Origin of the sequence: Aeromonas sp. R2-3 (genome assembly GCF_040908375.1) — a bacterium.
In the GTDB taxonomy this organism is placed as follows: Bacteria; Pseudomonadota; Gammaproteobacteria; order Enterobacterales; family Aeromonadaceae; genus Aeromonas; species Aeromonas veronii.
Window position 1 is genome coordinate 505,494 of record NZ_JBFODP010000017.1, and the last position, 26,043, is coordinate 531,536.

General features: G+C 61.1%; 28 protein-coding genes. 18 read left to right on the forward strand and 10 right to left on the reverse strand.

Annotated features, from left to right (window positions below):
- Positions 1 to 7: 7 nt before the first annotated feature.
- On the reverse strand, positions 8 to 823 hold the full coding sequence (gene ppk2 / locus AB5Z02_RS07915; protein ID WP_005361444.1) for a polyphosphate kinase 2: 816 nt from the start codon (positions 821 to 823) through the stop codon (positions 8 to 10).
- Between the two features lie 128 nt (positions 824 to 951).
- Between ppk2 and AB5Z02_RS07920 the strand changes: the two genes are divergently transcribed.
- A complete protein-coding gene (locus AB5Z02_RS07920; RefSeq protein ID WP_368215804.1) occupies positions 952 to 1,752 on the forward strand; it encodes an alpha/beta fold hydrolase in 801 nt (266 codons plus the stop codon).
- A 111-nt stretch (positions 1,753 to 1,863) separates the two neighbouring features.
- Here the strand turns inward: AB5Z02_RS07920 and AB5Z02_RS07925 are convergent, their stop codons facing one another.
- From AB5Z02_RS07925 to AB5Z02_RS07935, 3 genes are read right to left on the reverse strand one after another with little or no spacing between them, the layout of a single operon-like run.
- Positions 1,864 to 2,670, reverse strand: coding sequence for a MipA/OmpV family protein (locus tag AB5Z02_RS07925; protein WP_368215805.1), 807 nt, complete (start codon positions 2,668 to 2,670; stop codon positions 1,864 to 1,866).
- 35 nt (positions 2,671 to 2,705) lie between these two features.
- Positions 2,706 to 3,776: an AI-2E family transporter gene (locus tag AB5Z02_RS07930; RefSeq protein ID WP_005333851.1), complete on the reverse strand. Its 1,071-nt coding sequence runs from the start codon at positions 3,774 to 3,776 to the stop codon at positions 2,706 to 2,708.
- A 25-nt stretch (positions 3,777 to 3,801) separates the two neighbouring features.
- A complete protein-coding gene (locus AB5Z02_RS07935; protein ID WP_069529159.1) occupies positions 3,802 to 4,035 on the reverse strand; it encodes a sulfurtransferase TusA family protein in 234 nt (77 codons plus the stop codon).
- Between the two features lie 121 nt (positions 4,036 to 4,156).
- On the opposite strand from AB5Z02_RS07935, the gene AB5Z02_RS07940 reads away from it, so the two are divergent.
- Positions 4,157 to 5,611 (forward strand): M48 family metalloprotease, encoded by a 1,455-nt coding sequence (locus AB5Z02_RS07940; protein ID WP_005333848.1) that lies wholly within the window; start codon positions 4,157 to 4,159, stop codon positions 5,609 to 5,611.
- 101 nt (positions 5,612 to 5,712) lie between these two features.
- On the opposite strand, the gene AB5Z02_RS07945 is transcribed toward AB5Z02_RS07940, so the two are convergent.
- Positions 5,713 to 6,195 carry a TlpA family protein disulfide reductase gene (locus tag AB5Z02_RS07945; RefSeq protein WP_368196173.1) on the reverse strand — a complete coding sequence of 161 codons (483 nt, stop codon included), beginning with the start codon at positions 6,193 to 6,195 and terminating at the stop codon, positions 5,713 to 5,715.
- Positions 6,196 to 6,255: 60 nt separating this feature from the next.
- On the opposite strand from AB5Z02_RS07945, the gene arsC reads away from it, so the two are divergent.
- Positions 6,256 to 6,606, forward strand: a complete 351-nt coding sequence (gene arsC / locus AB5Z02_RS07950) for an arsenate reductase (glutaredoxin) (RefSeq protein ID WP_042657676.1) — start codon at positions 6,256 to 6,258, stop codon at positions 6,604 to 6,606.
- A complete protein-coding gene (locus tag AB5Z02_RS07955; RefSeq protein ID WP_206899858.1) occupies positions 6,603 to 6,986 on the forward strand; it encodes a DUF2069 domain-containing protein in 384 nt (127 codons plus the stop codon). The genes arsC and AB5Z02_RS07955 overlap by 4 nt, the downstream gene beginning before the upstream one ends.
- Before the next feature lie 56 nt (positions 6,987 to 7,042).
- Here AB5Z02_RS07955 and AB5Z02_RS07960 read toward each other — a convergent pair whose 3' ends face one another.
- Positions 7,043 to 7,651, reverse strand: a complete 609-nt coding sequence (locus AB5Z02_RS07960) for an ACP phosphodiesterase (protein ID WP_368215806.1) — start codon at positions 7,649 to 7,651, stop codon at positions 7,043 to 7,045.
- Positions 7,652 to 8,040: 389 nt separating this feature from the next.
- Here AB5Z02_RS07960 and AB5Z02_RS07965 point away from each other — a divergent pair, with 389 nt between their 5' ends.
- Both AB5Z02_RS07965 and iadA read left to right on the forward strand, forming a co-directional pair.
- A complete protein-coding gene (locus tag AB5Z02_RS07965) occupies positions 8,041 to 8,820 on the forward strand; it encodes an ABC transporter substrate-binding protein (protein WP_231719718.1) in 780 nt (259 codons plus the stop codon).
- A gap of 66 nt (positions 8,821 to 8,886) precedes the next feature.
- Positions 8,887 to 10,017: a beta-aspartyl-peptidase gene (iadA, locus tag AB5Z02_RS07970; RefSeq protein WP_182963659.1), complete on the forward strand. Its 1,131-nt coding sequence runs from the start codon at positions 8,887 to 8,889 to the stop codon at positions 10,015 to 10,017.
- Between the two features lie 103 nt (positions 10,018 to 10,120).
- Here iadA and AB5Z02_RS07975 read toward each other — a convergent pair whose 3' ends face one another.
- On the reverse strand, positions 10,121 to 11,023 hold the full coding sequence (locus AB5Z02_RS07975) for a lysine exporter LysO family protein (RefSeq protein WP_201915146.1): 903 nt from the start codon (positions 11,021 to 11,023) through the stop codon (positions 10,121 to 10,123).
- Positions 11,024 to 11,556: 533 nt separating this feature from the next.
- Here AB5Z02_RS07975 and AB5Z02_RS07980 point away from each other — a divergent pair.
- From AB5Z02_RS07980 to maiA, 10 genes are all read left to right on the forward strand, one after another.
- On the forward strand, positions 11,557 to 12,327 hold the full coding sequence (locus AB5Z02_RS07980) for an ABC transporter ATP-binding protein (protein ID WP_005337310.1): 771 nt from the start codon (positions 11,557 to 11,559) through the stop codon (positions 12,325 to 12,327).
- A 49-nt stretch (positions 12,328 to 12,376) separates the two neighbouring features.
- The gene (locus AB5Z02_RS07985) at positions 12,377 to 13,150 is read left to right on the forward strand and encodes an ABC transporter substrate-binding protein (RefSeq protein ID WP_005337307.1); all 774 of its coding nucleotides are present in this window, start codon (positions 12,377 to 12,379) and stop codon (positions 13,148 to 13,150) included.
- A 185-nt stretch (positions 13,151 to 13,335) separates the two neighbouring features.
- Positions 13,336 to 14,076, forward strand: a complete 741-nt coding sequence (locus AB5Z02_RS07990; protein WP_005361412.1) for an ABC transporter permease — start codon at positions 13,336 to 13,338, stop codon at positions 14,074 to 14,076.
- Between the two features lie 3 nt (positions 14,077 to 14,079).
- Positions 14,080 to 14,772, forward strand: coding sequence for an ABC transporter permease (locus AB5Z02_RS07995; protein ID WP_005337302.1), 693 nt, complete (start codon positions 14,080 to 14,082; stop codon positions 14,770 to 14,772).
- Between the two features lie 176 nt (positions 14,773 to 14,948).
- A complete protein-coding gene (locus AB5Z02_RS08000) occupies positions 14,949 to 15,608 on the forward strand; it encodes a TIGR01621 family pseudouridine synthase (RefSeq protein ID WP_368215807.1) in 660 nt (219 codons plus the stop codon).
- A 10-nt stretch (positions 15,609 to 15,618) separates the two neighbouring features.
- Entirely contained in the window at positions 15,619 to 16,314 is a 696-nt protein-coding gene (locus tag AB5Z02_RS08005) for an HAD family hydrolase (RefSeq protein WP_368215808.1), read from the forward strand.
- A 224-nt stretch (positions 16,315 to 16,538) separates the two neighbouring features.
- Positions 16,539 to 17,675, forward strand: coding sequence for a 4-hydroxyphenylpyruvate dioxygenase (gene hppD / locus AB5Z02_RS08010; protein WP_368215809.1), 1,137 nt, complete (start codon positions 16,539 to 16,541; stop codon positions 17,673 to 17,675).
- On the forward strand, positions 17,668 to 18,819 hold the full coding sequence (locus AB5Z02_RS08015; RefSeq protein ID WP_368215810.1) for a homogentisate 1,2-dioxygenase: 1,152 nt from the start codon (positions 17,668 to 17,670) through the stop codon (positions 18,817 to 18,819). Before hppD ends, AB5Z02_RS08015 begins: the two co-directional genes overlap by 8 nt.
- A gap of 10 nt (positions 18,820 to 18,829) precedes the next feature.
- A complete protein-coding gene (locus AB5Z02_RS08020) occupies positions 18,830 to 19,825 on the forward strand; it encodes a fumarylacetoacetate hydrolase family protein (RefSeq protein WP_368215811.1) in 996 nt (331 codons plus the stop codon).
- Between the two features lie 139 nt (positions 19,826 to 19,964).
- Complete coding sequence (gene maiA / locus AB5Z02_RS08025) at positions 19,965 to 20,600, forward strand: maleylacetoacetate isomerase (RefSeq protein ID WP_368215812.1); 636 nt, start codon at positions 19,965 to 19,967, stop codon at positions 20,598 to 20,600.
- Positions 20,601 to 20,730: 130 nt separating this feature from the next.
- On the opposite strand, the gene AB5Z02_RS08030 is transcribed toward maiA, so the two are convergent.
- Genes AB5Z02_RS08030 through AB5Z02_RS08040 form a run of 3 tightly spaced genes read right to left on the reverse strand, consistent with a single transcriptional unit; the run spans position 20,731 to position 23,702 of the window.
- Entirely contained in the window at positions 20,731 to 22,263 is a 1,533-nt protein-coding gene (locus AB5Z02_RS08030; RefSeq protein WP_088869256.1) for a tripartite tricarboxylate transporter permease, read from the reverse strand.
- A 9-nt stretch (positions 22,264 to 22,272) separates the two neighbouring features.
- The gene (locus AB5Z02_RS08035) at positions 22,273 to 22,704 is read right to left on the reverse strand and encodes a tripartite tricarboxylate transporter TctB family protein (protein ID WP_231719727.1); all 432 of its coding nucleotides are present in this window, start codon (positions 22,702 to 22,704) and stop codon (positions 22,273 to 22,275) included.
- Between the two features lie 11 nt (positions 22,705 to 22,715).
- Positions 22,716 to 23,702, reverse strand: coding sequence for a tripartite tricarboxylate transporter substrate binding protein (locus AB5Z02_RS08040; protein WP_231719728.1), 987 nt, complete (start codon positions 23,700 to 23,702; stop codon positions 22,716 to 22,718).
- Positions 23,703 to 23,924: 222 nt separating this feature from the next.
- On the opposite strand from AB5Z02_RS08040, the gene tctD reads away from it, so the two are divergent.
- Complete coding sequence (tctD, locus tag AB5Z02_RS08045) at positions 23,925 to 24,599, forward strand: transcriptional regulator TctD (RefSeq protein WP_231719729.1); 675 nt, start codon at positions 23,925 to 23,927, stop codon at positions 24,597 to 24,599.
- 49 nt (positions 24,600 to 24,648) lie between these two features.
- Positions 24,649 to 25,998, forward strand: a complete 1,350-nt coding sequence (locus tag AB5Z02_RS08050) for a sensor histidine kinase (RefSeq protein WP_368215828.1) — start codon at positions 24,649 to 24,651, stop codon at positions 25,996 to 25,998.
- Positions 25,999 to 26,043: the final 45 nt, after the last annotated feature.

The window sequence follows — 26,043 nt, forward strand, 5'->3', positions numbered from 1 at the left end:
ACCCGGTTCAAGCCTCGAGTTCGGCGGTAATATCGGGCACAAAGGTCTGGCTGGCCAGCGGCGGGCGCTCATACCCTTCGGTCTTGATGGGGGGGAGCTTGATAGGCTCGTAGTGGATCGCCTCGTAGGGTACCTTGCTCAGCAGATGTGCAATGCAGTTGAGGCGGGCACGGCGTTTGTCATCTGCCTCCACCACGAACCAGGGACAATCCTCGGTGTCGGTGTAGGTGAACATGTCATCCTTGGCGCGGGAGTATTCCACCCAGCGTGACCGGGATTGCAAATCCATCGGGCTGAACTTCCAGCGCTTGATGGGGGTGTTGATCCGCTCTTTAAAGCGCTTCTCCTGCTCCTCGTCACTGACCGAGAACCAGTATTTGATCAGGGTGATGCCGGAGCGGATCAGCATCCGCTCAAACTCGGGGCAGGCGCGCAGAAACTCGCGATACTCGGCGTCGCTGCAAAATCCCATCACCCGCTCGACTCCGGCCCGGTTGTACCAGGAGCGGTCAAACAGCACCATCTCGCCAGCGGCGGGCAGGTGGGCCACATAACGCTGAAAGTACCACTGGGAGCGCTCTCGATCGGAGGGGGCGGGCAGCGCCGTGACCCGGCAGACCCGGGGGTTGAGCGGCTCGGTGATCGCCTTGATGACGCCCCCTTTACCGGCGGCGTCGCGTCCCTCGAACAGCACCACCACCTTCAGTCCCTCCTGCTTGACCCACTCCTGCAGCTTGACCAGCTCCTCCTGCAGATGGGCAAGGTGGTGCTCGTAGCACTTCTTGTCCAGACGCGGCCGCTTCTTGCTCTTCTCCTTCGCCATGGGCTTCTCCTTTTGGCATCCTTTCATGGGTGACTTCTTTGAGTCACTGTCAGCTTGCACCAGGGAGGCGTCACCTGCCAAGGGGGACGTGATACACTGCCCGCCCATCGCTGGCAACAGGAGATAACATGAAGCATTTTATGGAGATAGCGGGCCGTCGGATGGCCTATCTGGATGAAGGGCAAGGGCCGGTACTGCTGTTTGGTCACAGTTATCTGTGGGACAGCGCCATGTGGGCGCCGCAAATCGAGGCGCTCAAGGGCAGCTATCGCTGCATCGTTCCCGAGCTGTGGGGCCACGGCGATTCCGATCTGCTTCCGGAAGGCGCCTGCACGCTGGCAACCCTGGCGCGCGATCATCTGGCGCTGCTCGATGCCCTCGGGGTTGACGAGTTCGTACTGGTGGGCCTCTCCATCGGCGGCATGTGGGGTGTGGAGCTGGCGCGCATGGTGCCAAACCGCCTCAAGGGTCTGGTGCTGATGGACAGTTTTGTCGGCCTGGAACCGCAGATCACCTGCGAGCGCTACCTCGGCATGCTGGCGATGATCGAGCAGCTCGGCACCGTGCCGGCGCCCATCATCGAACAGGTGGCGCCTATCTTCTTTGCCAGCCAGCCTGATGAGGCGCTGATGAGTGGTTTCAAGGCGCGTCTGGCCGCTTGGCCAAACGAGAAGATTGCCGCCATGGTGGCGGTGGGCCGCAGCTTTGTGACCCGCGAAGATCGCATCGAGTGGCTGGAGGAGATCACCACTCCCGCACTGGTGATGACCGGCTGCGAGGACAAGGCCCGTCCGGTGCTGGAGGGCTATCTGATGGCCGAGGTGCTGGGTTGCCCGTTCAGGGAGATCCCGATGGCTGGCCACATCTCGTCGCTGGAAAATCCGGCCTTCGTCAATCAGCAGCTGATCGATTTTCTGGCGGCGCTGTAAGCCTGAATTGGACGCCTGAGCAGGCTGTACGACCAGCCTGATGGTCGTGAAAAAGGGAGCCGAGGGCTCCCTTTTGTTTGGTCGTGTCTCACGGTTCAAGACTCATAACGGTTACCAGATATAGCCCAGCGCAAAACCCGCATAGAGCTCGCCATCGTGCTGGACGATGGGGCTGTTTTTGATGTCCCGATCATACCATTCGTAGTTCATGGCAAACATGCCAATCCAGTTGGGGCTGAAGCGGTAGCTGGTGACGAGGGCCGTCATCGGGGAGAGGGTGGTACCGGTATCCCAAGCAGGCCGCTGGGCGGTTGTCTCGCTCTCGGAGATGCCGCCGAAGTAGTAGTTGGCCATCTTGTCGCTGCGCAGCATCAGCCCCATCCCCGGCATGATCAGCAGGTTGTCGCGCAGGATGGGGAAATCGGCCCACAGCAGCAGCTCCTGTCCCTTGCTGCGGCCGGTGACATCGCTGTTGGCACGCACGGTCAGCAGGGCGTAGGGGGTGATGATGTTGCCACCGATCCCGCCTTCCAGCTGCCACTTTCGCTGCTCCATGCCGGTGAAGGCGGGAGAGTCTTCGGGATCCAGATTGCCAAAACGGACCCGGCCATAGCCATAGAGGGCGACCTTCTCATCCTTGTGGAAGTAGTAGCGGGCCCGATCTCCCAGAAACATAAAGTCGTCGCCGAAGTAGATAAAGCCCGGGATGGCGTAGAGGGCGTTGTCCTGCGCTTCATAGCGGGCTTGTCCCCCGATGAGCGCCGCTCCGGCGACAAAGCCCTGTGGCACCGGGCTGGTAGGGCTGTCGCTGGTGAGCAGATCCATGGCGCCAAGATCGATATCGGCACGCGCTGGCAGGGCGGCAGCGAGGAGCAGGGCCGTCAGTCCTGCCGCTCTGATTTGACGAAAAAAGGTCATGGACACTCCGTTGTCACGATTGCAGGGGAAGCAGGTTATTTTGCGGCACCGGGCATCTCTTCACGTTTTGGCCAGGCATTGATCACCGCCTTGACCAGGGTGGCGAGGGGAATGGCGAAGAAGACACCCCAGAATCCCCACAAGCCGCCGAAGACCAGCACGGCGATGATGATGGCCACCGGATGGAGGTTGACTGCCTCCGAGAAGAGCACCGGCACCAGCAGGTTGCCATCGAGAGCCTGAATGACCAGATAGGCCACCATCAGCCAGGCGAACTCGGGGGTGAGCCCCCACTGGAACAGAGCCACCATGGCGACCGGTACGGTCACCACGGCGGCGCCGATATAAGGGATCAGCACAGAGAAGCCGACTGCGACCGCCAGCAGCACCGAGTAGCGCAATCCCATCAGGGCGAAGGGGACATAGGTGGCGATGCCGACGATGAGTATCTCGATCACCTTGCCGCGGATGTAGTTGATGATCTGGTTGTTCATCTCGACCCACACCCGGTTGACCAGGGTGCGGTTGCGCGGCAGGAAGCGGCGCAGGCTGCCCATCAGTACTCGCTTGTCTTTGAGCATAAAGAAGACCATCAGCGGCACCAAAATGAGGTAGATCATGATGGCGACCACGTTGACCAGCGAACTGAGGGAGGCGCTTACCAGATGCTCGCCGCCACTGAGGATGCGCTGGCGAATATTGTCGATGACGGTCTCCACCAGACTGACGTCGATGAGCTCGGGGTATTTGTCAGGCAGGGTGCGGACATAATCCTGAGCGTGGGTCAGCATGGCCGGCGCCTCTTTGGCCAGATTGATCCCCTGACTGACCAGCGTCGGGATAAGACCCAGCAAGGAGGCGACTGCTACCGCAATAAAGAGGATCAGAATGACGCTGGTGGCCAGGGTGCGCGACAGCCCCGCTTTTTGCAGCCGGGCGACCGGCCACTCCAGCAGATAGGCCATTACCAGCGCCACCAGCAGGGGGGCCAGCAGATCGCCAAACAGCCAGATGATGGTGAAGCAGAACACCAGCAACAGGAAAAGGGTAACGGCATCGGGATCGGAAAAACGGGTCTGATACCAGCGCTTCAATACTTCTAACATGACGGCATCCTTACATCACTGGGGCTCAAGATGGTTGTTTAGCCCCGACAACCAACTGCAAAGAGAGGGTTTTGTCCGCTTCTTGCTGCACCTCGACATGGTGGCCCTGACGGTGCAGATAGGCCGGAATATCCTGCCGGGAGCCCGCATCGGCCAGCCGTATGGTGACGGTTTGACCGCTTTTGGCCTCCCTTAACCAGAGCTTGAGCCGGATCAGCGGCTCGGGGCAACGCCAGGGGGTCAGGTCGAGAATTTCCATGGGGGCTCCATCAGGCAGGTGGCCGCTATTATGGCCGTGATAAGAGCATGAAACAACGCTTGTAGCCCTTGATGGGCAAGGGTATTCTGCCGAGGCCCTTTCTGATGGAGATAGAGATAACGTGGCACGTTTTTCCCCCCTGATGGCATCGCTTCCCCTGCTGGCTTCCCTGATGGGCGCCACGTTTCATGCCGAGGCCAACAATCAGCTTCCCGACATCGGCACGGCCGGGGTTGCTGCCCTGCCCATCGAGCAGGAAGTGCGTTACGGCAACGCTTTTATGCGCTTTGCCCGTGCGGGTCTGCCGATCATCGATGATCCGGTGCTGAGCCAGTACATTGACGATCTGGGTCAGCGATTGCTGACCAATGCCGATGGGGTACGTTTCCCGTTTACCTTCTTCCTCATCAATGATCCCAGCATCAACGCGGCCGCCTTCCTCGGCGGGCGAGTCAAGGTGCACACTGGCCTCTTCCTCTACGCCGACAGCGAGAGCGAGCTGGCCTCGGTACTGGCCCACGAAATCACCCATGTGACCCAGCGCCACATCGCCCGTTATATGGAAGCGCAGGCAAGCAGCTCGGCGGTGACTCTGGCCGGTCTGGTGGGCTCCATCGCGCTGGCAGTGATCAACCCGACAGCCGGTATCGCCGCGCTGCAGACCACGCTGGGTCTCTCCATGCAGTCAGCCATCAACTACACCCGCGACAACGAATACGAAGCGGATCGCATCGGCATGAAGACCCTCTATGATGCCGGTTTCGATCCCATGGGGATGGCCAACTTCTTCCAGAAACTGGCTGCCGAATACCGTTACGCCAGCAAGCCGCCGGAGATGCTGCTCACTCACCCGCTGCCGGAGACCCGGATCAGCGAGGCCCGCGCTCGGGCGGGCAGCTATGGTCGCCGCGACTTGCCGCCCAGTCTCGACTTCTGGCTGGCCAAGGTGCGGATTCAGGTGCGTTTTGGTACCGATACCCCGCAGGGGCTGCTGAGCTACTTCGATAGCCGGATCCAGAAAGGGGATTATCCGCTCAAGGATGCCGCCATCTATGGCAAGGCGCTGGCGCTGATCCAGCTCAAGCGCACCGACGAGGCTGATACCCTGATGCAGGAGCTGGCGGCCCGTCATCCGGAAGATCTCTTTATCGTCGATGCCCAGACCGACATCGATCTGGCCAAGGGGCGCAGTGCCCAGGCCATCGCGCGCCTCGAGAAGTTCCGCAGCCGGATGCCGGATAACGAAGTGGTGGTGGTCAACCTCGGCAACGCCTACCTCGAGAGCGGCAACTACAAGAAGTCCATCGCCATCCTTGACCCCTATGCCCGTGCCCATGAGGAGAACAATCTGGCCTGGAACCTGCTGGCCGATGCCTATCGCAAGGCGGGCAGAATGACCGAGCTGCATATGGCGCGGGCCGAGATGCTCGCACTGCGCGGGGATTATCAGGCGGCCATCGACGAGCTGATCGTGGCACGCGGTACCACCAGCGATCGGATGACCCTGGCTCGTCTGGAGGCGCGCATCACCGAGCTGGAGCGGGCCAAGAAGGATCTCGATAGCCTCAAGGGCTAACGAAACCTGGCATTGACCTATCAAACAAGGGCGCACCACGGTGCGCCCTTGTTGTTTATGGCGGTGGCGTTGATGTGGGGGACGGTGATAGCAGCGATGGGCTAGTGACTCATGCTGCTGGCGGTCGCTTTGAGCATCTCGATCTGCTGCTGGTCGAGCTCGCCGACCAGCGTCTGCTTGAGCTTGCCCTCGCTATCGAGCAGATAGCTGGTGGGCAGGCCGCCTGGGCGAGGGAAGGGGAGCCTGGCATCTTCATTGGCAATAAGGAGCGGCACCTTGATGTGATACTGCGCAGCCAGCTTGTCCAGCTCTGCTGGCGTGGTCGGGTCGTAGTTGATGGCCACCACTGTGATCCGGCCCTCCGCTGCCAGCCTGTTGAGGCGCGGCATCTCGCGCAGGCAGGGGGCACACCAGGGGGCGAAGTAGTTGACCAGCAGCGGCTTGCCGGCAAAGTTGCGCAGGCTGACCGACTGCCCTGTTGCATCGGTAAATTCGGGGGCGGGTGTGCACGCGCCCAGCAGGCCAGCCACAATCAGCCAACAAATTCGTTTCAATTCCTTTCCACTGCCGCTTACCCTGACCATCACTTTCCCCTACAATAGCGCCGTTTCTAGTCCCATCTTGCGATTAATCAGGGAGTTACCATGAGCGAGACCCAAATCTACCACAATCCGCGCTGCTCCAAGAGTCGCGAAACCCTGGCTCTGCTGGAACAGCACGGGATCGCCCCTGATGTGGTGCTCTATCTGGAGCAGGCCCCGAGCGAAGATGAGATCCGCAACCTGCTCTCTCTGCTCGGTTTTAGCGATCCCCGCCAGCTGATGCGCACCAAGGAGGATCTCTACAAGGAGCTGGGATTGGCCGATGTCAGCGGTGATGCCCTTATTCGCGCCATGCACCAGCATCCCAAGCTGATCGAGCGCCCAATTGTCATCAAGAATGGTCAGGCCCGCATTGGTCGCCCGCCGGAGCAGGTGCTGGAGATCCTCAAGTGAGCACCCGCTTCGCTCGTTGGCTGACTCTGGTCGGCTTCTTCGGTCTGCTGTGTTGGGTCATCCTCTGGCATCTGTGGCTGTCGCCCCATCCGGACCTCAACCCCTGGCTGCTGCCGGTGATCTGGACGGTGCCGCTGCTCTTCCCTCTCAAGGGGATAGTGCAGGGCAACCCCTACACCCACGCCTGGGGCAACTTCGTGTTGATGCCCTATTTCCTCCACGCCCTCACCCTGATCACAACGGATGAGGGGGAGCGGTGGCTGGCGGTGGTGGAGCTGGTCTTCACCGCTCTCGCCTTTGTCGGCACCATCTATTACGCCCGACTGCGTGGCCGGGAACTTGGCTTAAGCATTCGCAAAAAGAAAGACGAAGCCAACTGATGACAAACGCCCTGCAAGGGGCGTTTTTTATGGGGAAGCAGCTCTATCCAGAGGGATCACTGTGCCCCTTGGGCTGCCCTATATTGGGCCAGCTGCTGCTGGCTAAAGTCCATCAGCTGGGGATAGAAGCGCAGAAATCCCGCCTCGCATGTTTGCCACTGCGACTCATCGAGGGTCAACAGCGCCTCTCCCAGTTGTACCGGGCGGCGCAGTCGGCGGCCGATGCCATTTAGCGCTTGCCCCAGCCCCTCCTTGTGGCTGTAGGAGGCGATCCAGTTTTGCTCGGCCATCCGCTTGAGGGGGAGTGGCAGTCCATCCGGCAGGCGTGGGTGATCCGCCAATAGCTGGTCATAACTGCGTTGCAGGAAGCGGGGCAGGGGCTCGGTACTGAACAGCTCCCAGTGCTGGCTCAGCCAGTGGTCGTAGATCATATCCACCACTATGCCGCCAAAGCGGCGCCAGGGGGCCTCGAAACAGGCGACGGCCGCCTTGTGCTCGGGGTGGCCGTCGGTGAAAGCGTCAATTTTGCGGTGCAGCCAGATCCCCTCATCGAAGTGGGCGGCAAGCCCCGTGGGCAGCGTGCCTTTGACGAAATCGCCGAGCAGATTGCCGGTGAGGGAGCTTCGGGTGTGGGCAGCCAGATGGAGATGGGCCAGAAAATTCATCGGTCGCTGTGGGTCTGTTATGGGATGGCAAGGTGCTTCGAGCCTAACGGATCCCGCCCGCCTTGGCCATGATCGGGATTTTGCTACTGCCCTGTGGCTGCCTCTTGCCGGGCAAATTTGGGGCGTGCTAAGGTGATGCCATCTTTGTCACAGGACGCGACAAACCACCATGATGCGCAAAGCCAGAGGCTTTTTTCTGGCCTTCTACTTCAAGCCTTTCTATCTCTCCGAGTGGTTCGACGAATAGATCGAACCCCTGGAGCAGTTCACTGACGCCCGCTCGGGCGTGATCTCGCTCATCCAGATTTTGCCGCTTTTGGTCATCGCATGCATTCGCCTGCGGTGCCTTGTCCGCGCTTGTGCGCTTTTTATGTAATGGAGTACTCAAGATGAAGATCAGACTGACCCTCTCAGCCCTGTTTGTTGCCAGCCTGCTGGCCACCCCCGCCATAGCCAAGGAGTGGAAAACCGTGCGTTTCGGGGTGGAGGGGGCCTACCCGCCCTTCTCCTGGACCGATGCGTCGGGCGAGATCAAGGGGTTTGATATCGATCTCGCCAACGCCCTGTGTCAGCAGATGGCGGTCAAGTGCGAGCTGGTGGCGCAGGATTGGGACGGCATGATCCCGGCCCTGCTGTCGCGCAAATACGACGCCATCATCGCCGCCATGTCGATCACCGACGAGCGGCGCCAGAAGGTCGATTTCACCGAGAAATATGCCCATATTCCCAATCGCTTTGTGGCGGCCAAGGGGACCGAGCTGACGCTGACCCCGGAAGGCATGGCGGGCAAGCGCATCGGGGTGCAGCGGGCCACCACCCACGATAAGTACCTGACCGACAATTTTGGCTCGAATGTCACCATCGTCCGTTACGGCAATGCCGATGAGGCCTATCTCGATCTGAAGGCGGGTCGGGTGCTGGCCCTGCTGGCCGATGCCTCTGCCATTGAGCAGGGGCTCCTTGGCAAAGAGGGGGGCGACAAGTTCGATTATGTGGGGCCCGCCCTGACCGATCGCCAGTGGTTTGGTGATGGCATGGGGATCGCCGTGCGCAAGAGCGATAAGGAGCTCAAGGGCAAGCTGGACGAGGCGATCAAGGCCCTGCGTGCCAATGGCACCTATCAGCAGATCAACCAGAAGTACTTCAAGTACGATATATATGGTGGTTGACGGGGGGAGGGAGCTTGCTCCCTCTCTTTTCATTGGGCAAGCGACAATCGTGCAAGGAGGATCGCCATGTTGACCCTGATCGAGGGGGCCGAGATCTTCAGCCCCACCCACCTTGGCCAGCAGGATCTGCTGGTGGCTGATGGCCGTATCGCCTGGATGGGCAAGGGGTTGACGGTGCCCACAAACTGGCCGCTGCATCGTGTCGATGGTCGTGGCCGCTATCTGGTGCCCGGGCTGGTGGATCCGCTGGCCCATATCACCGGCGGCGGCGGTGAGGGGGGCTTTGCCTTTCGCACCCCGGAACTGGCGGCGAGCGAGGCGCTCAGGGCCGGTGTCACTACCCTGGTGGCGGCGCTTGGCACCGACAGCCTGACCCGCACTCCCGCGCAGGTGCTCGGCAAGGTGCGCGAGTTTCGCGCCGCCGGGGTGAGCGCCTTTATGTATAGCGGCTCCTACCATCTGCCGGTCAAGACCCTGACCGGCACGGTGGAGTCGGACATTATCCTGATCCCCGAGGTATTGGGGGTGGGGGAGGTGGCCATCAGCGACCACAGATCCAGTGCGCCGACCCACGACGAGCTGGCCAGGCTTGCCAGCGAGGCGCGGGTGGCCGGGCTGCTTGCGGGCAAGAGCGGGGTCAGCTTCTTCCATGTCGGGGATGGCAAGGGGGCATTGGCCCCCCTAAGGGCTCTTCGCGATGAGACCGATATTCCGCTGCGCCAGCTCTATCCCACTCACTGCAACCGCAACCCCTGGCTCTTTGCCGAGACCATCGAGTGGGGCAAGGCGGGAGGTTGGGTTGACCTCACTACATCGAGCTTTCCCGATCTGCTGGAGGATGGCGAGCGGCTTGCCGCCGATGCGTTTCTCGAGCTGCTGGCCGCCAATGTGCCTGCCGATCGCATCACTTTCAGCTCGGATGCGAACGCCAGCCTGCCGCGCTTTGATGGCGAGGGGCGGCTAATCGAGATGCGCTGCGGCCAGATTGCCAGCCTGTGGCAGCAGTGCGTGCGCGCGACCCAACTCGGTGTCTCGCTGGAGAGGGCATTGGCCGCGGTGACGAGCAATCCGGCGCAGGCGCTGGGACTCGGCAGCAAGGGGCGTATCGGGGTCGGGCAGGATGCGGATCTGCTGCTGGTGCACGACCGGACGTTTGCTATCGAAAGGGTGATGAGCGGCGGCCTGTGGCGCGAATAAGGTTGCGGGCAATATCGCAGCCAGTGCGAGTGCGTGGTTGCTCCAAACAGCCAAAGCCCGACAACAAGGTCGGGCTTTTTTATCTGCAATGTGGGAACAAGGCTTAGATCGCCAGAAATCCGAGGATCAGGATGGGGCCGAGCAGGCTCAGGATAAAGCCGGAGACAATGGCCACCGGCACCACCTGAATGCCCCCTGATTTCTGGATAACCGGCAGGGTGAAGTCCAGCGCCGTGGCGCCGCCGTAACCGATGGCCGCCGAGGGGTGGCGTCGCATCAGGATCGGGATGATCAGTATGGCGATAAGCTCGCGCCCAAGATCGTTGATAAAGGCAGCAGAACCGAGCACCGGCCCCAGTTTGTCGGCCACCAGAATGCCGGAGAGCGAATACCAGCCGAAGCTCGAGCTCATCGCCAGACCATGGGTAAAGGGCATGCCCAGCAACTGGGCCGCCAGCAGGCTTCCCAGCCAGCTGCTGAGGATGACGGTGGCGGCTATCTTCATCCCCCAGGGATTGAGCAGGATCTGGCGCAGCCGCATGCCGGAGTTGCGCATCTGCACCCCGATGAGAAACAGCAGCAGCATCAGGGCCCACTCGCTCCACTTGTCGATGGGCAGGGCGCGCAGATCCACCAGTAGGCCCAGCAGCACACCGCCGAGCACCACAAAGCAGAGTTGCAGGGATTCCCACAACAGGTGTAACTTGCCCGGCATCTTGGCATCGCTCGCCTCGTGGGTCGGCGGCGTGCGCTTGTCGAGCCACCAGAGGGCCAGCAGGTTGCAGACCGTGATCGCGGTCAGCATCACCCCGGCGACCTTGAAGATCACCGCCAGATTGCTGCCCAGGTTCTCCACATAGGCAAGCCCGAGCCCCATCAGAAACAAAATGAGGTAGACCATCTTGCCCAGACTCTGGTTGACCAGCTTGATCAGCCGGGCAGAGGAGAGGGGAATCAGATAGCCGATTGCCAGTGGCAACAGGATCAGCAACACATTGAGCAGCATCGAGGCCTCGATCACAAAAACTGATAAAAACACCACCTTATCATTACTTATTGGCTCTGTGTCACATATCTCTCGCTTTCATGGCCAAAAACAGCCCTTTTAGGGGCGGATTGTTACTTTTTTGCCACAACCTCTCTGTTTGATAAGATTCTGTGCGAGCCCAAGTGCACCAATGAAATCAAGTTGATCCGATCGGGGGGCCGATATTTCGCTCGGCAAGGGGGTGCATAAAGCCATTTTGGTGCCGGTTTGGCACACATCACGCTTTTCTCTTGCCACTGATATGATTGGGGTATAAAAAGGCGGTATTGGAATAGCCATTGAAACGGCTGTTTATGCAAAGAAAGTGCTGAAAAATACGCAAAGAGCGAATAAAAATAGAGCGAATCCCCTGAAGACCCTCGTTCTGTATTGTTTTTTCACTATCCGGGTGATATTTTCGCTGAAGGTTGCCATCGGTTAACTTTTTGTTAAATGGACGATGGTTGAGTCACGCCCCCTGCGGCGTCTAGGGACAGACAAGGTTGTAATGGATGAGCGACGTTGCCGCACTGGAAGTACGTGATCTGCACAAATATTTTGGCACCCACGAAGTGCTCAAGGGCATCGACATGACCGCCCACAAGGGGGATGTGATCTCCCTTATCGGCTCCTCCGGCTCGGGGAAGTCGACCTTTCTTCGCTGTATCAATCTGCTCGAAACCCCCTCATCCGGCACCGTCTCGCTCCATGGCGAGCTGATCCGGATGAAAACCAGCCGCGCCGGCGAGCGGTTGCCCGAGGATATGCGTCAGGTGGAGCGGATCCGCAGCCGACTGGCCATGGTGTTTCAAAGTTTCAATCTCTGGTCACACATGACCATCATGCAGAACATCATCGAAGTGCCGATCCAGGTGCTCAAGGTGCCTCGCGCCGAAGCACTGGCCAAGGCAGAGCAACTGCTCAACCGGGTTGGACTCTGGGAGCGGCGTGACTACTATCCCGGCCACCTCTCCGGTGGTCAGCAGCAGCGGGCCGCCATTGCCCGTGCGCTGGCGGTAGAGCCCGAGGTGATGCTGTTTGACGAACCCACCTCGGCGCTGGATCCCGAGCTGGTGGGGGAGGTGCTCGGCCTGATGCGCGAGCTGGCCGAAGAGGGGCGCACCATGCTGGTGGTGACCCACGAGATGTCGTTTGCCCGGGATGTATCGAACAAGGTGATGTTTCTGCATCAGGGGCGGGTGGAAGAGGAGGGCAACCCCAAGGAGATTTTCGCCCATCCCAAATCCGAGCGGTTCAAGCAATTCATCTCCTCCATCTACTGATGGCGGGATGCCTGGTTACCCAATCAACTGTTTTATCAAGGAGAGATACATGAACAAGCTGATGCTGGCGACAGCCGTAGTTACTGCCCTCGCGTCCGGTAGCCTGATGGCCAAGGAGTGGAAAGAGGTCCGGATCGGGGTTGAGGGTGCCTATCCCCCCTTCTCCTGGACCGAGCCCAGTGGCGAGGTGAAAGGCTTTGATATCGACATCGCCAACGCCCTGTGCGAAGAGATGAAAGTGAAGTGCACCCTGGTCAAGCAGGACTGGGACGGCATCATTCCGGCGCTGTTGTCGCGCAAGTTTGACGCCATCATCGCTACCATGGACATCACCGAAGAGCGCAAGAAGAAAGTGGACTTCACCCAGAAGTACCAGCACATTCCGGCCCGCTTTGCCGCCAAGAAGGGCACTGATGTGCAGCTCGACAAAGCCTTTATGGAAGGCAAGTCCGTCGCGGTGCAGCGTGCGACCTCCATGGATACCTTTATTACCGACAACTTCCCCAACGCCACCATCAAGCGTTACGGCACGGCCGATGAAGCCTATCTCGATCTGAAATCCGGTCGTGTGGACTATGTGCTGGCCGACTCTGCCGCCATCACCGACGGTCTGCTGAAGAAAGAGGGCGGTGATGCCTTCGAATTTGTCGGCCCGAAACTGACCGACCCCAAGTGGTTTGGCGAGGGTGCCGGTATTGCAGTGCGCAAGGCTGACAAGGATCTGAAAGAGAAATTCAACGCCGCCATTCTGGCGCTGCGTGCAAACGGCAAGTACAAGGAAATCAACGACAAGTACTTCGAGTTCGACGTATACGGCGAGTAAGTCCAAAGACGTCTACGGCAAGTAACGACAGGTTGATCCCGTCAGTAGTCATCGGGCCCGTCACCTCCCTGAGGGAGTTTACGGGCCCGCATTGATTGCAATGGAGCTGCACATATTTCATTCGGACTGCTATGGAGCCTTCTGGTTAGCAGGTGCGTGAAGATTCAGTGGCGATGGAGCTGCATATGTTTGATTTGAAAGGATACGAAGCCTCGCTGCTGGAGGGCGCCTGGGTCACCCTGGAAGTGGCGCTGGCCTCCCTGCTGCTGGCGTTGCTGCTGGGGATGCTGGGGGCGCTGGCCAAACTCTCTCCCTACAAGTGGGCCCGGGCCATCGCCACTGGCTACACCACCATCATTCGCGGCATCCCCGATCTGGTGCTGATGATGCTGCTCTTCTTTGGCGGTCAGGTGCTGATCAACGGCATCTGCACCTGGGTCAACGAGACTTACAATAGCTGGTTACTGGAGAGCAATCCCAATCAGGAGTGGATCTCCCTGCTTCCGGACTATATCGACATCAGCCCCTTTGTGGCCGGTGTCGCGACCATCGGCTTTATCTTCGGCGCCTACATGACCGAGACCTTTCGCGGCGCCATTCTGGCGGTGGACAAAGGTGAGCTGGAGGCCGCACGGGCCTTTGGCATGCGGGCAACCCAGGTGTTTGTACGGATCCTCTTCCCCCAGATGATGCGCCACGCGCTGCCGGGGTTTGGCAACAACTGGCTGGTACTGCTGAAAACCACCGCGCTGGTCTCCATCATCGGCCTCGATGACATGGTGCGCAAAGCCTCGCTGGCGGCGGGCTCGACCCAGCAACCCTTCACCTTCTACATGGCGGTGGCGCTGATCTTCCTGATTTTCACCGCAGTCTCCACCTCGGCGCTCAAGTGGGCCGAGCGTCACTATGCCATCAAGACGAGGTAAGCCATGGATTTCTCAATCATTCTCAAAGAGTGGCCCACCTACTGGGAGGGGCTCTATACCACCGTCTGGCTGGTGGCTCTCTCTCTGATCCTTGGGTTGATGCTGGCGGTGCCCATGGGCATCCTGCGCAATAGCCGCAACTGGCTGATCAAGGGGCCAATCTGGGCCTATATCTACTTCTTTCGCGGCACCCCGCTGCTGGTGCAGCTCTTTATCATCTACTACGGCGCCGCCCAGTGGGAGTGGCTGAAGAACAGTGCCGCCTGGTCGCTCTTCTCCGAAGCCTGGTTCTGTGCGCTGCTGGCCTTCACCCTCAATACCGCCGCCTATACCGCCGAGATCGTGCGCGGGGCGGTGCACAATATGCCGCGCGGCCAGATTGAGGCTGCCAACGCCTTTGGCATGACTCGCTGGCAGACCCTGACCCGGATCATTTTGCCCAACTCGTTTCGTCGGGCACTGCCGGCTTACAGCAACGAGGTGATCTTCATGCTGCAGGGCTCGGCGGTGGCGGGCATCATCACCATCGTCGATCTGACCGGCGCGGCGCGGATCATCAACTCCCGCTACTACAGTCCGTTCGAGGCGTTTTTGACCGCAGGGCTGCTCTATATGCTGCTCACCTTTGTCATCGTCTGGCTGTTCAAGAAGTGGGAAGCGCGCTGGCACGCCCACCTGCGCCCGCGCAATGTGTAAGGTGTGATCTGCCAAGATGAGCGAAAATGACCCCGCCTGTTGCAGGCGGGGTCATTTTTCATCTTCATCCTCTGCCCGCCCGGTTTGCCAAATGGCGGCCGAGCAGGGAGAATGCAGCACTCCCGAGCGCCGCCAGTCGTTGGCTGCATGCCTTATTCCCCAGTTCCCGAGGTTTTATGTACCGGATATTGTTTGAGCATCCCGCTTTCCTGGTTATCGACAAGCAGCCCGGCATCGGCATGCACGACGAGAAGGGCGACGGTGAGTCGGTCAATCCGGGGCTGGTCAATCGCGTGAAGGTCGATACAGGGCTCACCCTCTATCCGGTGCACCGGCTCGACAAGATGACATCCGGCTTGGTGCTGCTGGCCCGCACCACGGAGGCGAACCGCGAACTGAGCATGGCCTTTGCGGCCCGCGAGGTGAGCAAACAGTATCTGGCGCTCTCCGATCGCAAACCCAAGAAGAAGCAGGGTTGGGTGAAGGGGGATATGCAAAAGGGGCGCGGCGGCAGCTGGATGCTGGCGCGTACTCTGGATAATCCTGCCATCAGCTGGTTTGATTCGGTGTCGGTGCGCGAGGGGCTGCGGCTCTATCGCATCAAACCGCAGACTGGCAAGACCCACCAGATCCGGGTTGCCCTCAAAAGCATCGGCGCCCCCATTCTCGGGGATAAGCGCTATGGCGGTACGTCAGCCGATCGCGGTTATCTGCATGCCTGGCGGCTGAGTTTCACCCTGGCCGGCGAGCCGTTCGATTTTGTCTGCCCGCCCACGCAGGGGGCAGAGTTTGTCACCCCCGAGCTGAGCGCCGCGATTGCCGCTCTTGCACCTTGAGAATTATATAATGAAGCGCTCGCCAATTGAATTGAACGTACCGAAAGAGGGCGCGGGCAATAGAGATAACGGGAGCGCACCGCGCTGGATCCTGGCCGACTTTGACGACACCCTGGCCCCCGGCGACAGCCACGCCGGTCTGCTGCGCTATATCCTGCGGCGCCGGATCTGGCCGCTGCTGTTGCTGCCGGTGATTGCGCTGGGTGGGGTAATCTATCTGGTTCCCAGCCAGCGGCGGCGCGGTATCTCCCTTATCTGGTGGGCCATTACGCTTTGGCTATCTCCCCTCGGTTGGCGCAAGCTGGTGCGCGCCTATTGCCGCACAAGGCCGGGACTGTTTCGTCAGGCTCGCGAGCTGCTGCAAAACGAGGGGGCGCGCTGCTGGGTGATCTCCGCCAGCCCCTGCGCGCTGGTGCGAGCCCAGCTCTATCAGCAACTGCCCGGCCAGTTGCCCCACCGGATCATTGGCTCGCAGATGCACTACCGTTTTGGCGGCCTGATGCCGCGCTTCTATTGCCACGGCCAGCACAAGCTGTTGCCGGAGATCTGTGCCCTCGATGCCGAGCTGGCCTTGAGCGACAGCCTGCACGATCTGCCACTGCTGGGGTTGGGGAAAGAGGCGTGGCTGATCAATCCAACGCCCACGCGACTGCAAAAAGCCCGGGCCTGCTTGCCCCATCTGATGATCAAAAACTGGCAACTGTAAGGCAAAGCTGACAGTCCTGCGGGTCGTTACCGTTTGATCCGCAAGGTTGTGGCTTGAATGTCACAATTCATTTACATCTTTTGCTGCCAGCTGCGAAAAACTATCTGCAACCCGCCTCTTCTCTTCCTGCTACGCCCTGCTTCTAATGAAACAAGTTGTTAACACTTGCCGCACCGCTGGGTGCCGCAATCCGTTTTAACCGAATCAAGAGCAAGGAGCGCCCGATGAATGCCACCTCTTCCGCCACCCATACCATCAATCCGTTAGGCACTGACGGTTTCGAGTTTGTCGAGTACACGGCCCCCGATGCCAAAGGGATTGCCGCCCTCAAGAGCCTGTTCGTTTCGCTCGGGTTTGCCGAGGTCGCCAAGCACAAACACAAGCAGTGCTGGCTCTACCGGCAGGGGGATATCAACTTCGTGGTCAATGCCGAGCCCCACTCCCAGGCGGAGCAGTTTGCCAGCCTGCATGGGCCGAGCGTTTGCGGCATGGCATTTCGGGTGAGCGATGCGGGCAAGGCACAGCAGTTCGCCATCGCCAAGGGGGCCAAGCCCTTTGTTGGCAAAATTGGCCCGATGGAGCTCAATATTCCCGCCATCTACGGTATCGGCGAGAGCACCCTCTCTTTTGTTGACCGTTATGGCGACAAGGGCTCCATCTACGACGTGGATTTTGTCTTCTACCCCGACTGGCAGTCCCGGATGGCAGAGGTGGATGCCGGTCTCATCGAGATCGATCACCTGACCCATAACGTCCATCGCGGCAATATGGATGTCTGGTCCAATTTCTACGAGCGGATCGGCAACTTCCGTGAAATTCGCTACTTCGATATCGAGGGCAAGCTGACCGGGCTGCATTCACGTGCCATGACTGCCCCCTGCGGCAAGATCCGCATCCCCATCAACGAGTCGGCGGATGACAAGTCGCAGATTGAGGAGTACCTGCGCCAGTACAAGGGGGAGGGGATCCAGCACATCGCACTCTCCTCGGCCGACATCTACCACACCATCCGCACCCTGCGCAGCCGCGGCACCGGCTTTATGCCGACCCCGGATACCTACTACGAGAAGGTGAACAGTCGTGTCGAGGGGCATCAGGAGGATCTGGCGGCCCTCAAAGAGCTGCGCATCCTCATCGATGGCTCCCCCACCAAGGATGGCATCCTGCTGCAGATCTTCACCGACACCGTGATTGGCCCGGTCTTCTTCGAGATCATCCAGCGCAAGGGCAACGAAGGGTTTGGCGAGGGCAACTTCAAGGCGCTCTTTGAATCGATCGAGCTGGACCAGATCCGCCGCGGCGTGCTGGATGGCGGTGAGGATGAGAAGGGGGCCCGCAAAGAGGGAGCGAGCAATGCGTAACTGGATTAACTTTCCCCACCGGGAGGGAACCCACTCCCGACAGGCTCATGCCGATCTGCCGGAACAGGCCATCTATGAGCGCGAGCTGGGGCGTAGCGGCTTTTTCGGCCCCGCCACCCACATGCACCACAAGCATGCCCCTACCGACTGGAGCAGTTGGGAGGGGCCGCTGCGACCACGGCTGTTTGACTTGAATGCCCTCCAGGAAGAGGTGAGCTCACTCTCTCCCTGGGTGGCTCCCGACATTCTCAGCAACCCCCATTGCCGCTACCGGATATGGCGGCTCTCCGAGGCGATGCCGTTTCTGGTGCGCAACGCCGACGGTGACGAGCTGCTCTTTATCCACGAAGGGAGCGGAGAGTTCTTCTGCGATTACGGCCATCTGACTCTGCGGGACGGCGACTACGTGGTGATCCCCCGTGGCACCATGTGGCGCATCGAGCCGACGGCGCCCATGTTCATCCTGATGATCGAGGCGACCAACGACAGCTACCAGCTGCCGGACAAGGGGCTGGTGGGCAATCATGCCATCTTTGACCCGGCGGCGCTCGACGTGCCCGCCATCAACGAGCGCTTTTTCGCCCAGCAGGATGAGAATCCCTGGTCGCTGCAGGTCAAACGCCACGATCAGGTGTCGGTCATCACCTGGCCCTTCAACCCGCTGGATGCGCAAGGGTGGCATGGGGATTTGTGCGTGGTGCGCCTCAACTGGCGGGATATCCGCCCGCTGATGAGCCACCGCTACCATCTGCCGCCGTCGGCCCACTCCACCTTTGTGGCGAGCCGCTTTGTCATCTGCACCTTTGTGCCGCGCCCCATCGAGAGCGATCCCGGCGCCCTCAAGGTGCCCTTCTATCACAGCAACGATGATTACGACGAGGTGCTCTTTTACCACGCCGGGGATTTCTTCAGCCGGGACAATATCGAGCGGGGCATGGTCACCTTCCATCCCGCCGGTTTCACCCACGGCCCCCATCCCAAGGCGTTTGCGGCAGGGCAGGCCTATGCCAAGAAGTTCACCGACGAGGTGGCGGTCATGCTAGACACCCGCGATGCGCTGAACGTCGGCAGCCTGTGCGAAGGGATCGAGAACACCCGGTATGTCTCCAGCTGGCAGCGCCCGGACGCGGCTGCCGGCAAATAAGGAATCGCTTATGAAATTGGCAACATTGAACAATGGCAAGCGCGATGGCGCTTTGGTGGTGGTGAGCCGGGATCTGACCCGTGCAGTGCGGGTGAGCGAGATTGCCCCGACGTTGCAGGCCGCCCTCGATGAGTGGGCCGAGGTTGCCCCCAGGCTCGAGGCTGTCTATCAGCAGCTTAACGAGGGCCGACCGGCAGACGCGTTCGCCTTTGACGAAGCGTCTTGCCTCTCTCCCTTGCCGCGCGCCTACCAGTGGGCCGATGGCAGCGCCTACGTCAACCATGTGGAGCTGGTGCGCAAGGCCCGCGGCGCCGAGATGCCGGAGAGCTTCTGGCACGATCCGCTGATGTATCAGGGGGGCTCCGACAGCTTTTTGGCTCCCCGTGGGCCGATTGTCATGGGCTCCGAGGAGTGGGGGATCGATTTCGAGTCGGAAGTGGCCATCATCACCGACGATGTACCGATGGGGGTAAGCCCGCAGGGGGCTGCCAGCCACATCAAGCTGCTGATGCTGGTCAACGATGTAAGCCTGCGCAACCTCATTCCGGGGGAGCTTGCCAAGGGATTTGGTTTCTTTCAATCCAAGCCGTCCAGCGCCTTCTCGCCGGTAGCCATCACGCCGGATGAGCTCGGCGATGACTGGCGTGATGGCAAAGTCCATCTGCCGCTTCTGACTCACCTCAATGGTGCGCTGTTCGGTGCGCCCGAAGCCGGGGTGGACATGACCTTCAACTTCTTCGAGCTGATTGCCCATGCGGCCAAGACCCGACCCCTTGGTGCGGGCTGCATCATCGGCTCCGGCACCGTCTCCAACTACGATCGCAGCGCCGGCTCATCCTGCATCGCCGAGCGGCGCATGCTGGAAATTCTTGATTGTGATCAAGCTATAACCCCCTATTTGCAGTTTGGTGATAGAGTGTCGATCGCGATGGAGGATCGCTCTGGCCAAAACCTGTTTGGCACCATCTCTCAACAGGTGGTGCCAGCGAGCGGTCAGGGAGGTTGATGGCCAGCGCCGGTTGGCGGCAAACCTATTCGGGATATGTCCGGATCACGACGAGCCCTCAACCGGTGCCGGATACACAAGGAGGCAGGTGGTGAGCACCTGCCGGGCTTCGGGCCCAGATAAGATGCAGGGACAGATTATGTTGCAGTTGTTTGGCTATTGGCGTTCGTCGGCAAGTTTTCGAGTGCGGATCGTGTTGCAGCTCAAGGGGCTCGCCTACGAGCCGCATCCCATCAATTTGCGGCAAGGCGAGCAGAGCGAGAAGGCCTATCGCCGGATCAACCCGCAAGGGCTGGTGCCGTTTCTGGTGGATGGCGATGTGCAGATCGGTCAGTCGGTCGCCATCATGGAGTACCTTGACGAGACCTATCCCGCCTACTCACTGATGCCCTCTTCCCCCGACGCGCGGGCCCGGGTGCGCCAGATCGTCAATATGATCGCCTGCGATATCCACCCGCTCAACAATCTGCGGGTGCTCAACTATCTGGAAGAGCACTTCAGGGCCAACAACGAGCAGGAGGCTCGCTGGTATCGCCACTGGATTGACGAGACCTTCACCGCCCTCGAACAGCTGTTGATGACCACCGCCGGTGTCTACTGCGTCGGCAACGAAGTGACCCTGGCCGACTGCATGCTGGTGCCTCAGGTCTACAACGCCCGCCGCTACGACATGACCCTGGACGATTACCCCACTATCCGCCGCATCGTCGCCAACTGCGAACAGTTGCATGCCTTTATCAAGGCCGCCCCCGCAAACCAGCCGGACGCGCAGTAACAAGCTCATTTGACGAAAAGCGCAGGATGGCATCAACACGCCATTCATAAACAAGGGCCCCACTGTATGGGGCCCTTGTTCGTTAACGGCACTCCAGTTTGCTGGCGTGCCTCTTTCTGTTCAGAGGGGATCAGGCTCCCTGCTCCGGGCGGGCGTCCGGGATCAGCGGATCGGCTTTGCGGCGGCGCAGCAGGCGTACCAGCGGGGGTAGGGTGATTACTACGATGGCCAGTACCAGCAGGGTCTGGCTGATGCCGCTGCTCCACAGGATGGCGGTGTCGCCATTGCTGATGGAGAGGGCGCGGCGCAGGTTCTGCTCCAGCATTTCACCCAGCACGAAGCCCAGAATGAGCGGTGACATGGGGAAGTGCATCTTGCGCAGCAGGTAGCCAAAGACCCCGAGGGCCACCATCAGCAACAGGTCGAAGGTGGTGCTGTGCACCGCATAGACGCCCACTGCCGAGACGCTGGCGATGGCGGGCACCAAAAACCAGAGCGGGATGGAGAGCATGCGGGTAAAGAGCCCCACCATGGGGATGTTCATCACCAGCAGCATGACGTTGGCCAGCAAGAGGGCGGCGATCAGTCCCCACACCACATCGGGCTGTTCGGTGAACATGGTGGGGCCCGGAGTGATGTTGTAGAGGGTCAGCGCCCCCATCATCACCGCTGTGGTGCCCGACCCCGGCACCCCCAATGTCAGCATGGGGATAAAGGATCCACAGGCCGATGCGTTGTTGGCCGCCTCCGGTGCGGCCACGCCGCGAATGTCCCCCTCGCCGAATTTGGCATTCGGCCCCGCCAGTCGCTTCTCGGTCATGTAGGTGATGGCACTGGCGATGGTGGCACCGGCGCCGGGCAGAATGCCGACGAAGAAGCCGATGGTGGAGGAGCGCAACATGGTGCCGGTGCAATGGACCAGCTCCTTGAAGTTGAACAGCATCCGTCCGGTGGTGCGCACCAGCTTGCCGCCGCCACTGGTGTGCTCCAGCATCAGCAGGATCTCGCTCACCGAGAAGAGGCCGATCACCACCACGATAAACTGCACCCCGTCCGAGAGGTGAACGCTGTCGAAGGTGAAGCGATAGACGCCGGTGTTGGCATCCACCCCGACGGTGGCGAGCCCAAGCCCAATCAGCGCCGCCATAAAGGATTTGAGCGGGTTCTGGCTCATCATGCTGCCAAGGCAGGCGATGGCGAACACCATCAGGGCGAAATACTCCGCCGGGCCGAAGGCGAGGGACCAGCGCGCCAGCGCCGGGGCGAACAGAATGATCCCGCCGATGGCGAGCATGGAGCCGACAAAGGAGCTGACCGCCGAGATAGAGAGGGCCACTCCCGCCTTGCCCTGCTGGGCCATGGGGTAGCCATCCAGCGCGGTCATGATGGCGGCGGCATCCCCCGGCACGTTGAGCAGGATCGAGGAGATCCGCCCGCCATACTCGCAACCGATATAGACGGTGGCGAGCAGAATGAGCGCCGATTCGGGGGGCAGTTTCAGGGCAAAAGCCAGCGGCAACAGGATGGCGACCCCGTTGATGGGGCCAAGGCCCGGCAGCAGGCCGACCACGGTGCCGACAAAGCAGCCGATCAGGGCAATCACCAGATTCTCCGGGGTGAGCGCCACCGCAAAGCCCTGGGAGAGGTACATCCAGGTATCCATATTGACTCCTTAAGAGAACCAGACGCCGAGGGGCAGGGTGACATCCAGCAGCCTGTCAAAGGCGAAATAGAGCACCAGCCCGCCGACGACGCCGGAGAGCAGGGCTGCCTTGGCAGAGGCGCCAAACAGGCGCCCCAGTACAAAGGTGAGCAGGGTGGTGGCCAGCGGAAAGCCCAGCCACTCGAAGCTGGCACCGTACCCGGCCAGCGCCACCACCATGATGGCGAGGTGGCGCAGGGTACGCAGCGGCGGCCAGCTGACGGTGTCCGGCTGGCGGCGCAGCAGCAACAGGGCGCAGAGCGCCATCAGGCCGATGATGCCGAGGGGGAACGGGCGTGGCCCCAGCGGCTCATAGCTGTATTCGCTCTGGATCTGCCAGGCGATGGCGGCGCCTGCCAGACAGAGCAGCAGCCAGATGGCGGCGAAGATGCGATCGCTCATGGCTGCTGCTCCTATTTGGCCAGACCGAAGGCTTTGGCCTGCTCGCGATATTGCGCCACCTGCTCCTTGACGTAGCTGTCGAGGGCCTCGCCGGTGAGGTCAAACTCGAACAGGCCGCGCAGATCCCGCTGCGCCTTGAAGGTGTCGGTCTTCACCAACTGATCGAAGGTCTGCTTCCACCACTGGTATTCGCTGTCGCTCACCTTGGGGCCGACATAGAAGCCGCGGATCACCGGCCACACCAGGTCATAACCCTGCTCCTTGGCGGTGGGGATGGTGGCCAGCTTGCCGGGCAGCCGCTCGGCAGAGAACACCGCCAGCACCCGCAGTTTGTCGCCGCCGATATAGGGCACCATCTCGCTCAGATCGCCGGAGACCGCCTGCACATGGTTGCCCAGCAGCGCGGTGACCGGCTCGCCGCCCCCTTCAAAGGCGACGTAGCGCATCTTGTGAGGGTCAACCCCGGCCTGTTTGGCCAGCAGCGCCGTCTTCATCCAGTCCTGACTGCCGATGGAGGCTCCCGCGCCGATCACCACGCTGTTGGGATCGCGCTCCATGGCGCTCACCAGCTCCTTGAGGTTCTGATAGGGGGCATCGTGGCGCACCGCGATCATGCCGTAATCGGTGCCCACCGCCGCCAGCCAGCGCACATCGTCCACCCCGTAACGGCCAAATTTGCCCTGTGAGAGGTTGAGCAGGGATCCGCCGGAGAAGGCGACCACAGTCCCCGCCTCGGCAGGGCGCTGCGCCACGATGGCGTTGTAGGCAACGGCACCGACCCCACCCGGCATATAGGTGACCCGCATCGGTTTGTCGATGGTGCCGGTCTCCTGCAGGCTCACCTGCAGCAGCTTGCAGGTGAGATCGAAACCGCCGCCCGGTTTGGCCGGTGCGATGCATTCGGTACGGCTCGGGGCGGTGGCACTCTCGGCCGCCTGCAGCGGCAGGGCGCCGAGCAGGGTCAGCAGGGCGAGGGCATGATGTGTGCGTTGCTTCATGGTTGTGTGCTCCATCTTGTCGTTGTTTTTCCTGGGTGTGACTCCGTCGATAGACGAAGTGATGCGAAATTGTTAAAACAGCAACCTTTCATTCACCTTTCAATCGCTGACCAAGAACCGGGAGTGTGACCCTGATCGCACCTTCTCCCGCAATAGCAGTGATGAAGGGATGCAGTTGAAGTAGTGCGGCTGAATGCCGTGGTTAGGAACAAGGGGATAGGGATGCGCTTGCTGTTGGCGGAAGATAATCACGAACTGGCCCACTGGCTGTCGCGGGCACTCACCAGCGCCGGTTTCGCGGTGGATTGGGTGGCTGACGGGGCTCAGGCTGACCACCTGCTGCGCCACGAACAGTACGCGCTGGCGGTGCTCGATATCGAGATGCCCAAGCTAGACGGGCTGGCGGTACTTGGCCGGTTGCGCAGCCGCGGGCAGGGGTTGCCGGTGCTGCTGCTCACCGCTCGCGGCGCGGTGGAGGAGCGGATCTGCGGCCTCAATGCCGGTGCCGATGACTATCTGGCCAAGCCGTTCGATCTGGGGGAGTTGGATGCGCGACTGCGGGCCCTGTTGCGGCGCAGCGAAAGTGGCGGTGCCGAGCTGCGGCTGGGGCACCTGACTCTGCATCCCGACGGCTATTTTCTGCTGGCCGATGCCCGCCTGGCCCTGACCCCGAGGGAGCAGGCGCTGCTGACTGCGCTGATGTACCGCCATGGGCGCCCCGTCGCCAAAGGGCAGCTGTTCGAGCAGGTGTTCAATCTCGATGACGAGGTGGGGCTCGACAGCATCGATCTCTACATCCATCGGCTGCGCAAAAAGCTGGTGGGCAGCGGGGTGGTGATCACCACTTTGCGCGGGCTGGGCTATCTGCTGGAAGCGGCGCCGGAGGCCTCCCATTAGTCGCTCCCTGCTTCATCAACTGCTGCTGTTTCTGGGCGGCCCCCTGCTGATCCTCTGGGCCGCCTCGGCCTGGTACAGCTACTACGGCGCGCTGGCGGCGGCCACCTCGGCCTATGATCGCACCCTGCTCGCTTCGGCCCGTACCGTCGCCGAGCGGCTGACGGCAGCCGAAGGCAGCCTCAGGGTGGATGTGCCCTACGTGGTGCTCGACAGCTTCGAGCGCAACATGCGCGATCGCCTCTTCTATCAGGTGCGCGGCATCGACGATAGGGTCATCTCCGGCTTTGACGATCTGCCCCCCATGCCGGACGGTACGCCCCTGACCGACCGTTATCCGGCACTTGCCTACTTCTATGACGGGCTTTATCAGGAGGCGCCGATCCGCGCCGTGATGCTGCTGCAACCGGTAGGCGAGGGGGGCGTCAACGGCATGGCCCGCATCACGGTGGCGGAAACCCTGCTCGGTCGCCAGCAGCTGGCGGAGCAGTTGCTCTGGTCGGCCCTGCTGACCCAGGGGGCGCTGGTGGTGCTCACCCTGCTGCTCGCTTATCTGTTGCTCAAACGGCTGCTCACTCCGATGCGCCGTTTGTCGCGGGAGATCTTGCGCCGCGATGCCGCCAATCTTGCCCCCTTGCCCGACCTGCTCCCCTGGCAGGAGACCCGGCCGCTGGTGCAGGCGTTCAACCGCCAGTTGGCCCGATTGCGCCAGCTGGTGGCCCGGCAGGAGCGCTTTAGCGCCGATGCCGCCCATCAGCTGCGCACGCCGCTCACCATTTTGAAAACCCAAGTTGAGGTGGCCCGCGGCAGTGGCGATCCGGCCCTGATGAGCGAAAGCCTCGATGCCATGGCCGTGCGGCTCGATCACACCATCGCCCTGACCGAACGGTTACTGCTGCTGGCCCGGCTCAAATCGGACGAGTGCTCCGGGCTGCGCCAGCGTGAGCCCATGGAGTTGACGGCGCTGGTGCAGCAGGCCTGTCTGTCACGGTTGGCGCAGGCCCGCAGCAAGAGGATCGATCTCGGTTACGAAGGGAAGGAGTCCGCCATCATGGTGGCGGGGGAGCCGCTGCTGCTGGGGGAGCTGTGCGCCAACCTGCTCGACAACGCCATCAAATACACCCCGCCCCACGGCACCGTGACGGCGCGGGTGGTGCAAAGCAACGGGCAGATCTGGCTGGAGGTAGAGGATAGCGGTCCCGGCATCGCCCCCGAGCTGGCGGAGCGAGTCTGGCAGCCGTTCCAGCGCCTCGAGCAGGGGAGTGAACAGCCGGGAGCGGGGCTTGGTCTGGCGCTGGTGCGCGATATCGCCCACTACCACCACGGCGAAGTGGTGTTGCTGCCGGCGAACCAGCTGGGGGGCTTGCTGGTGAGGCTGATCTTGCCGCTGGCAACATCGTGAGGGCGATAAAAAAGAGAGGGCACCTCGCGGTGCCCTGTTTATCTA

Excerpts from the sequence above, each read along its gene's own strand:
- arsC (WP_042657676.1), top strand. The coding sequence starts at position 6,256 with ATGAGCGAGACCCAAATCTACCACAATCCGCGCTGCTCCAAGAGTCGC.
- AB5Z02_RS07920 (WP_368215804.1), top strand. The coding sequence starts at position 952 with ATGAAGCATTTTATGGAGATAGCGGGCCGTCGGATGGCCTATCTGGAT.
- AB5Z02_RS08015 (WP_368215810.1), top strand. The coding sequence starts at position 17,668 with ATGCGTAACTGGATTAACTTTCCCCACCGGGAGGGAACCCACTCCCGA.
- iadA (WP_182963659.1), top strand. The coding sequence starts at position 8,887 with ATGTTGACCCTGATCGAGGGGGCCGAGATCTTCAGCCCCACCCACCTT.
- AB5Z02_RS07960 (WP_368215806.1), bottom strand. The coding sequence starts at position 7,651 with ATGAATTTTCTGGCCCATCTCCATCTGGCTGCCCACACCCGAAGCTCC.
- AB5Z02_RS08030 (WP_088869256.1), bottom strand. The coding sequence starts at position 22,263 with ATGGATACCTGGATGTACCTCTCCCAGGGCTTTGCGGTGGCGCTCACC.
- AB5Z02_RS07945 (WP_368196173.1), bottom strand. The coding sequence starts at position 6,195 with ATGGTCAGGGTAAGCGGCAGTGGAAAGGAATTGAAACGAATTTGTTGG.
- hppD (WP_368215809.1), top strand. The coding sequence starts at position 16,539 with ATGAATGCCACCTCTTCCGCCACCCATACCATCAATCCGTTAGGCACT.
- AB5Z02_RS07985 (WP_005337307.1), top strand. The coding sequence starts at position 12,377 with ATGAACAAGCTGATGCTGGCGACAGCCGTAGTTACTGCCCTCGCGTCC.
- tctD (WP_231719729.1), top strand. The coding sequence starts at position 23,925 with ATGCGCTTGCTGTTGGCGGAAGATAATCACGAACTGGCCCACTGGCTG.
- AB5Z02_RS07980 (WP_005337310.1), top strand. The coding sequence starts at position 11,557 with ATGAGCGACGTTGCCGCACTGGAAGTACGTGATCTGCACAAATATTTT.
- AB5Z02_RS08040 (WP_231719728.1), bottom strand. The coding sequence starts at position 23,702 with ATGAAGCAACGCACACATCATGCCCTCGCCCTGCTGACCCTGCTCGGC.
- AB5Z02_RS07975 (WP_201915146.1), bottom strand. The coding sequence starts at position 11,023 with ATGCTGCTCAATGTGTTGCTGATCCTGTTGCCACTGGCAATCGGCTAT.
- AB5Z02_RS07935 (WP_069529159.1), bottom strand. The coding sequence starts at position 4,035 with ATGGAAATTCTCGACCTGACCCCCTGGCGTTGCCCCGAGCCGCTGATC.
- AB5Z02_RS07965 (WP_231719718.1), top strand. The coding sequence starts at position 8,041 with ATGAAGATCAGACTGACCCTCTCAGCCCTGTTTGTTGCCAGCCTGCTG.
- AB5Z02_RS08005 (WP_368215808.1), top strand. The coding sequence starts at position 15,619 with ATGAAGCGCTCGCCAATTGAATTGAACGTACCGAAAGAGGGCGCGGGC.
- AB5Z02_RS07990 (WP_005361412.1), top strand. The coding sequence starts at position 13,336 with ATGTTTGATTTGAAAGGATACGAAGCCTCGCTGCTGGAGGGCGCCTGG.
- AB5Z02_RS07995 (WP_005337302.1), top strand. The coding sequence starts at position 14,080 with ATGGATTTCTCAATCATTCTCAAAGAGTGGCCCACCTACTGGGAGGGG.
- ppk2 (WP_005361444.1), bottom strand. The coding sequence starts at position 823 with ATGGCGAAGGAGAAGAGCAAGAAGCGGCCGCGTCTGGACAAGAAGTGC.
- AB5Z02_RS08020 (WP_368215811.1), top strand. The coding sequence starts at position 18,830 with ATGAAATTGGCAACATTGAACAATGGCAAGCGCGATGGCGCTTTGGTG.
- AB5Z02_RS07925 (WP_368215805.1), bottom strand. The coding sequence starts at position 2,670 with ATGACCTTTTTTCGTCAAATCAGAGCGGCAGGACTGACGGCCCTGCTC.
- maiA (WP_368215812.1), top strand. The coding sequence starts at position 19,965 with ATGTTGCAGTTGTTTGGCTATTGGCGTTCGTCGGCAAGTTTTCGAGTG.
- AB5Z02_RS08000 (WP_368215807.1), top strand. The coding sequence starts at position 14,949 with ATGTACCGGATATTGTTTGAGCATCCCGCTTTCCTGGTTATCGACAAG.
- AB5Z02_RS07930 (WP_005333851.1), bottom strand. The coding sequence starts at position 3,776 with ATGTTAGAAGTATTGAAGCGCTGGTATCAGACCCGTTTTTCCGATCCC.
- AB5Z02_RS08035 (WP_231719727.1), bottom strand. The coding sequence starts at position 22,704 with ATGAGCGATCGCATCTTCGCCGCCATCTGGCTGCTGCTCTGTCTGGCA.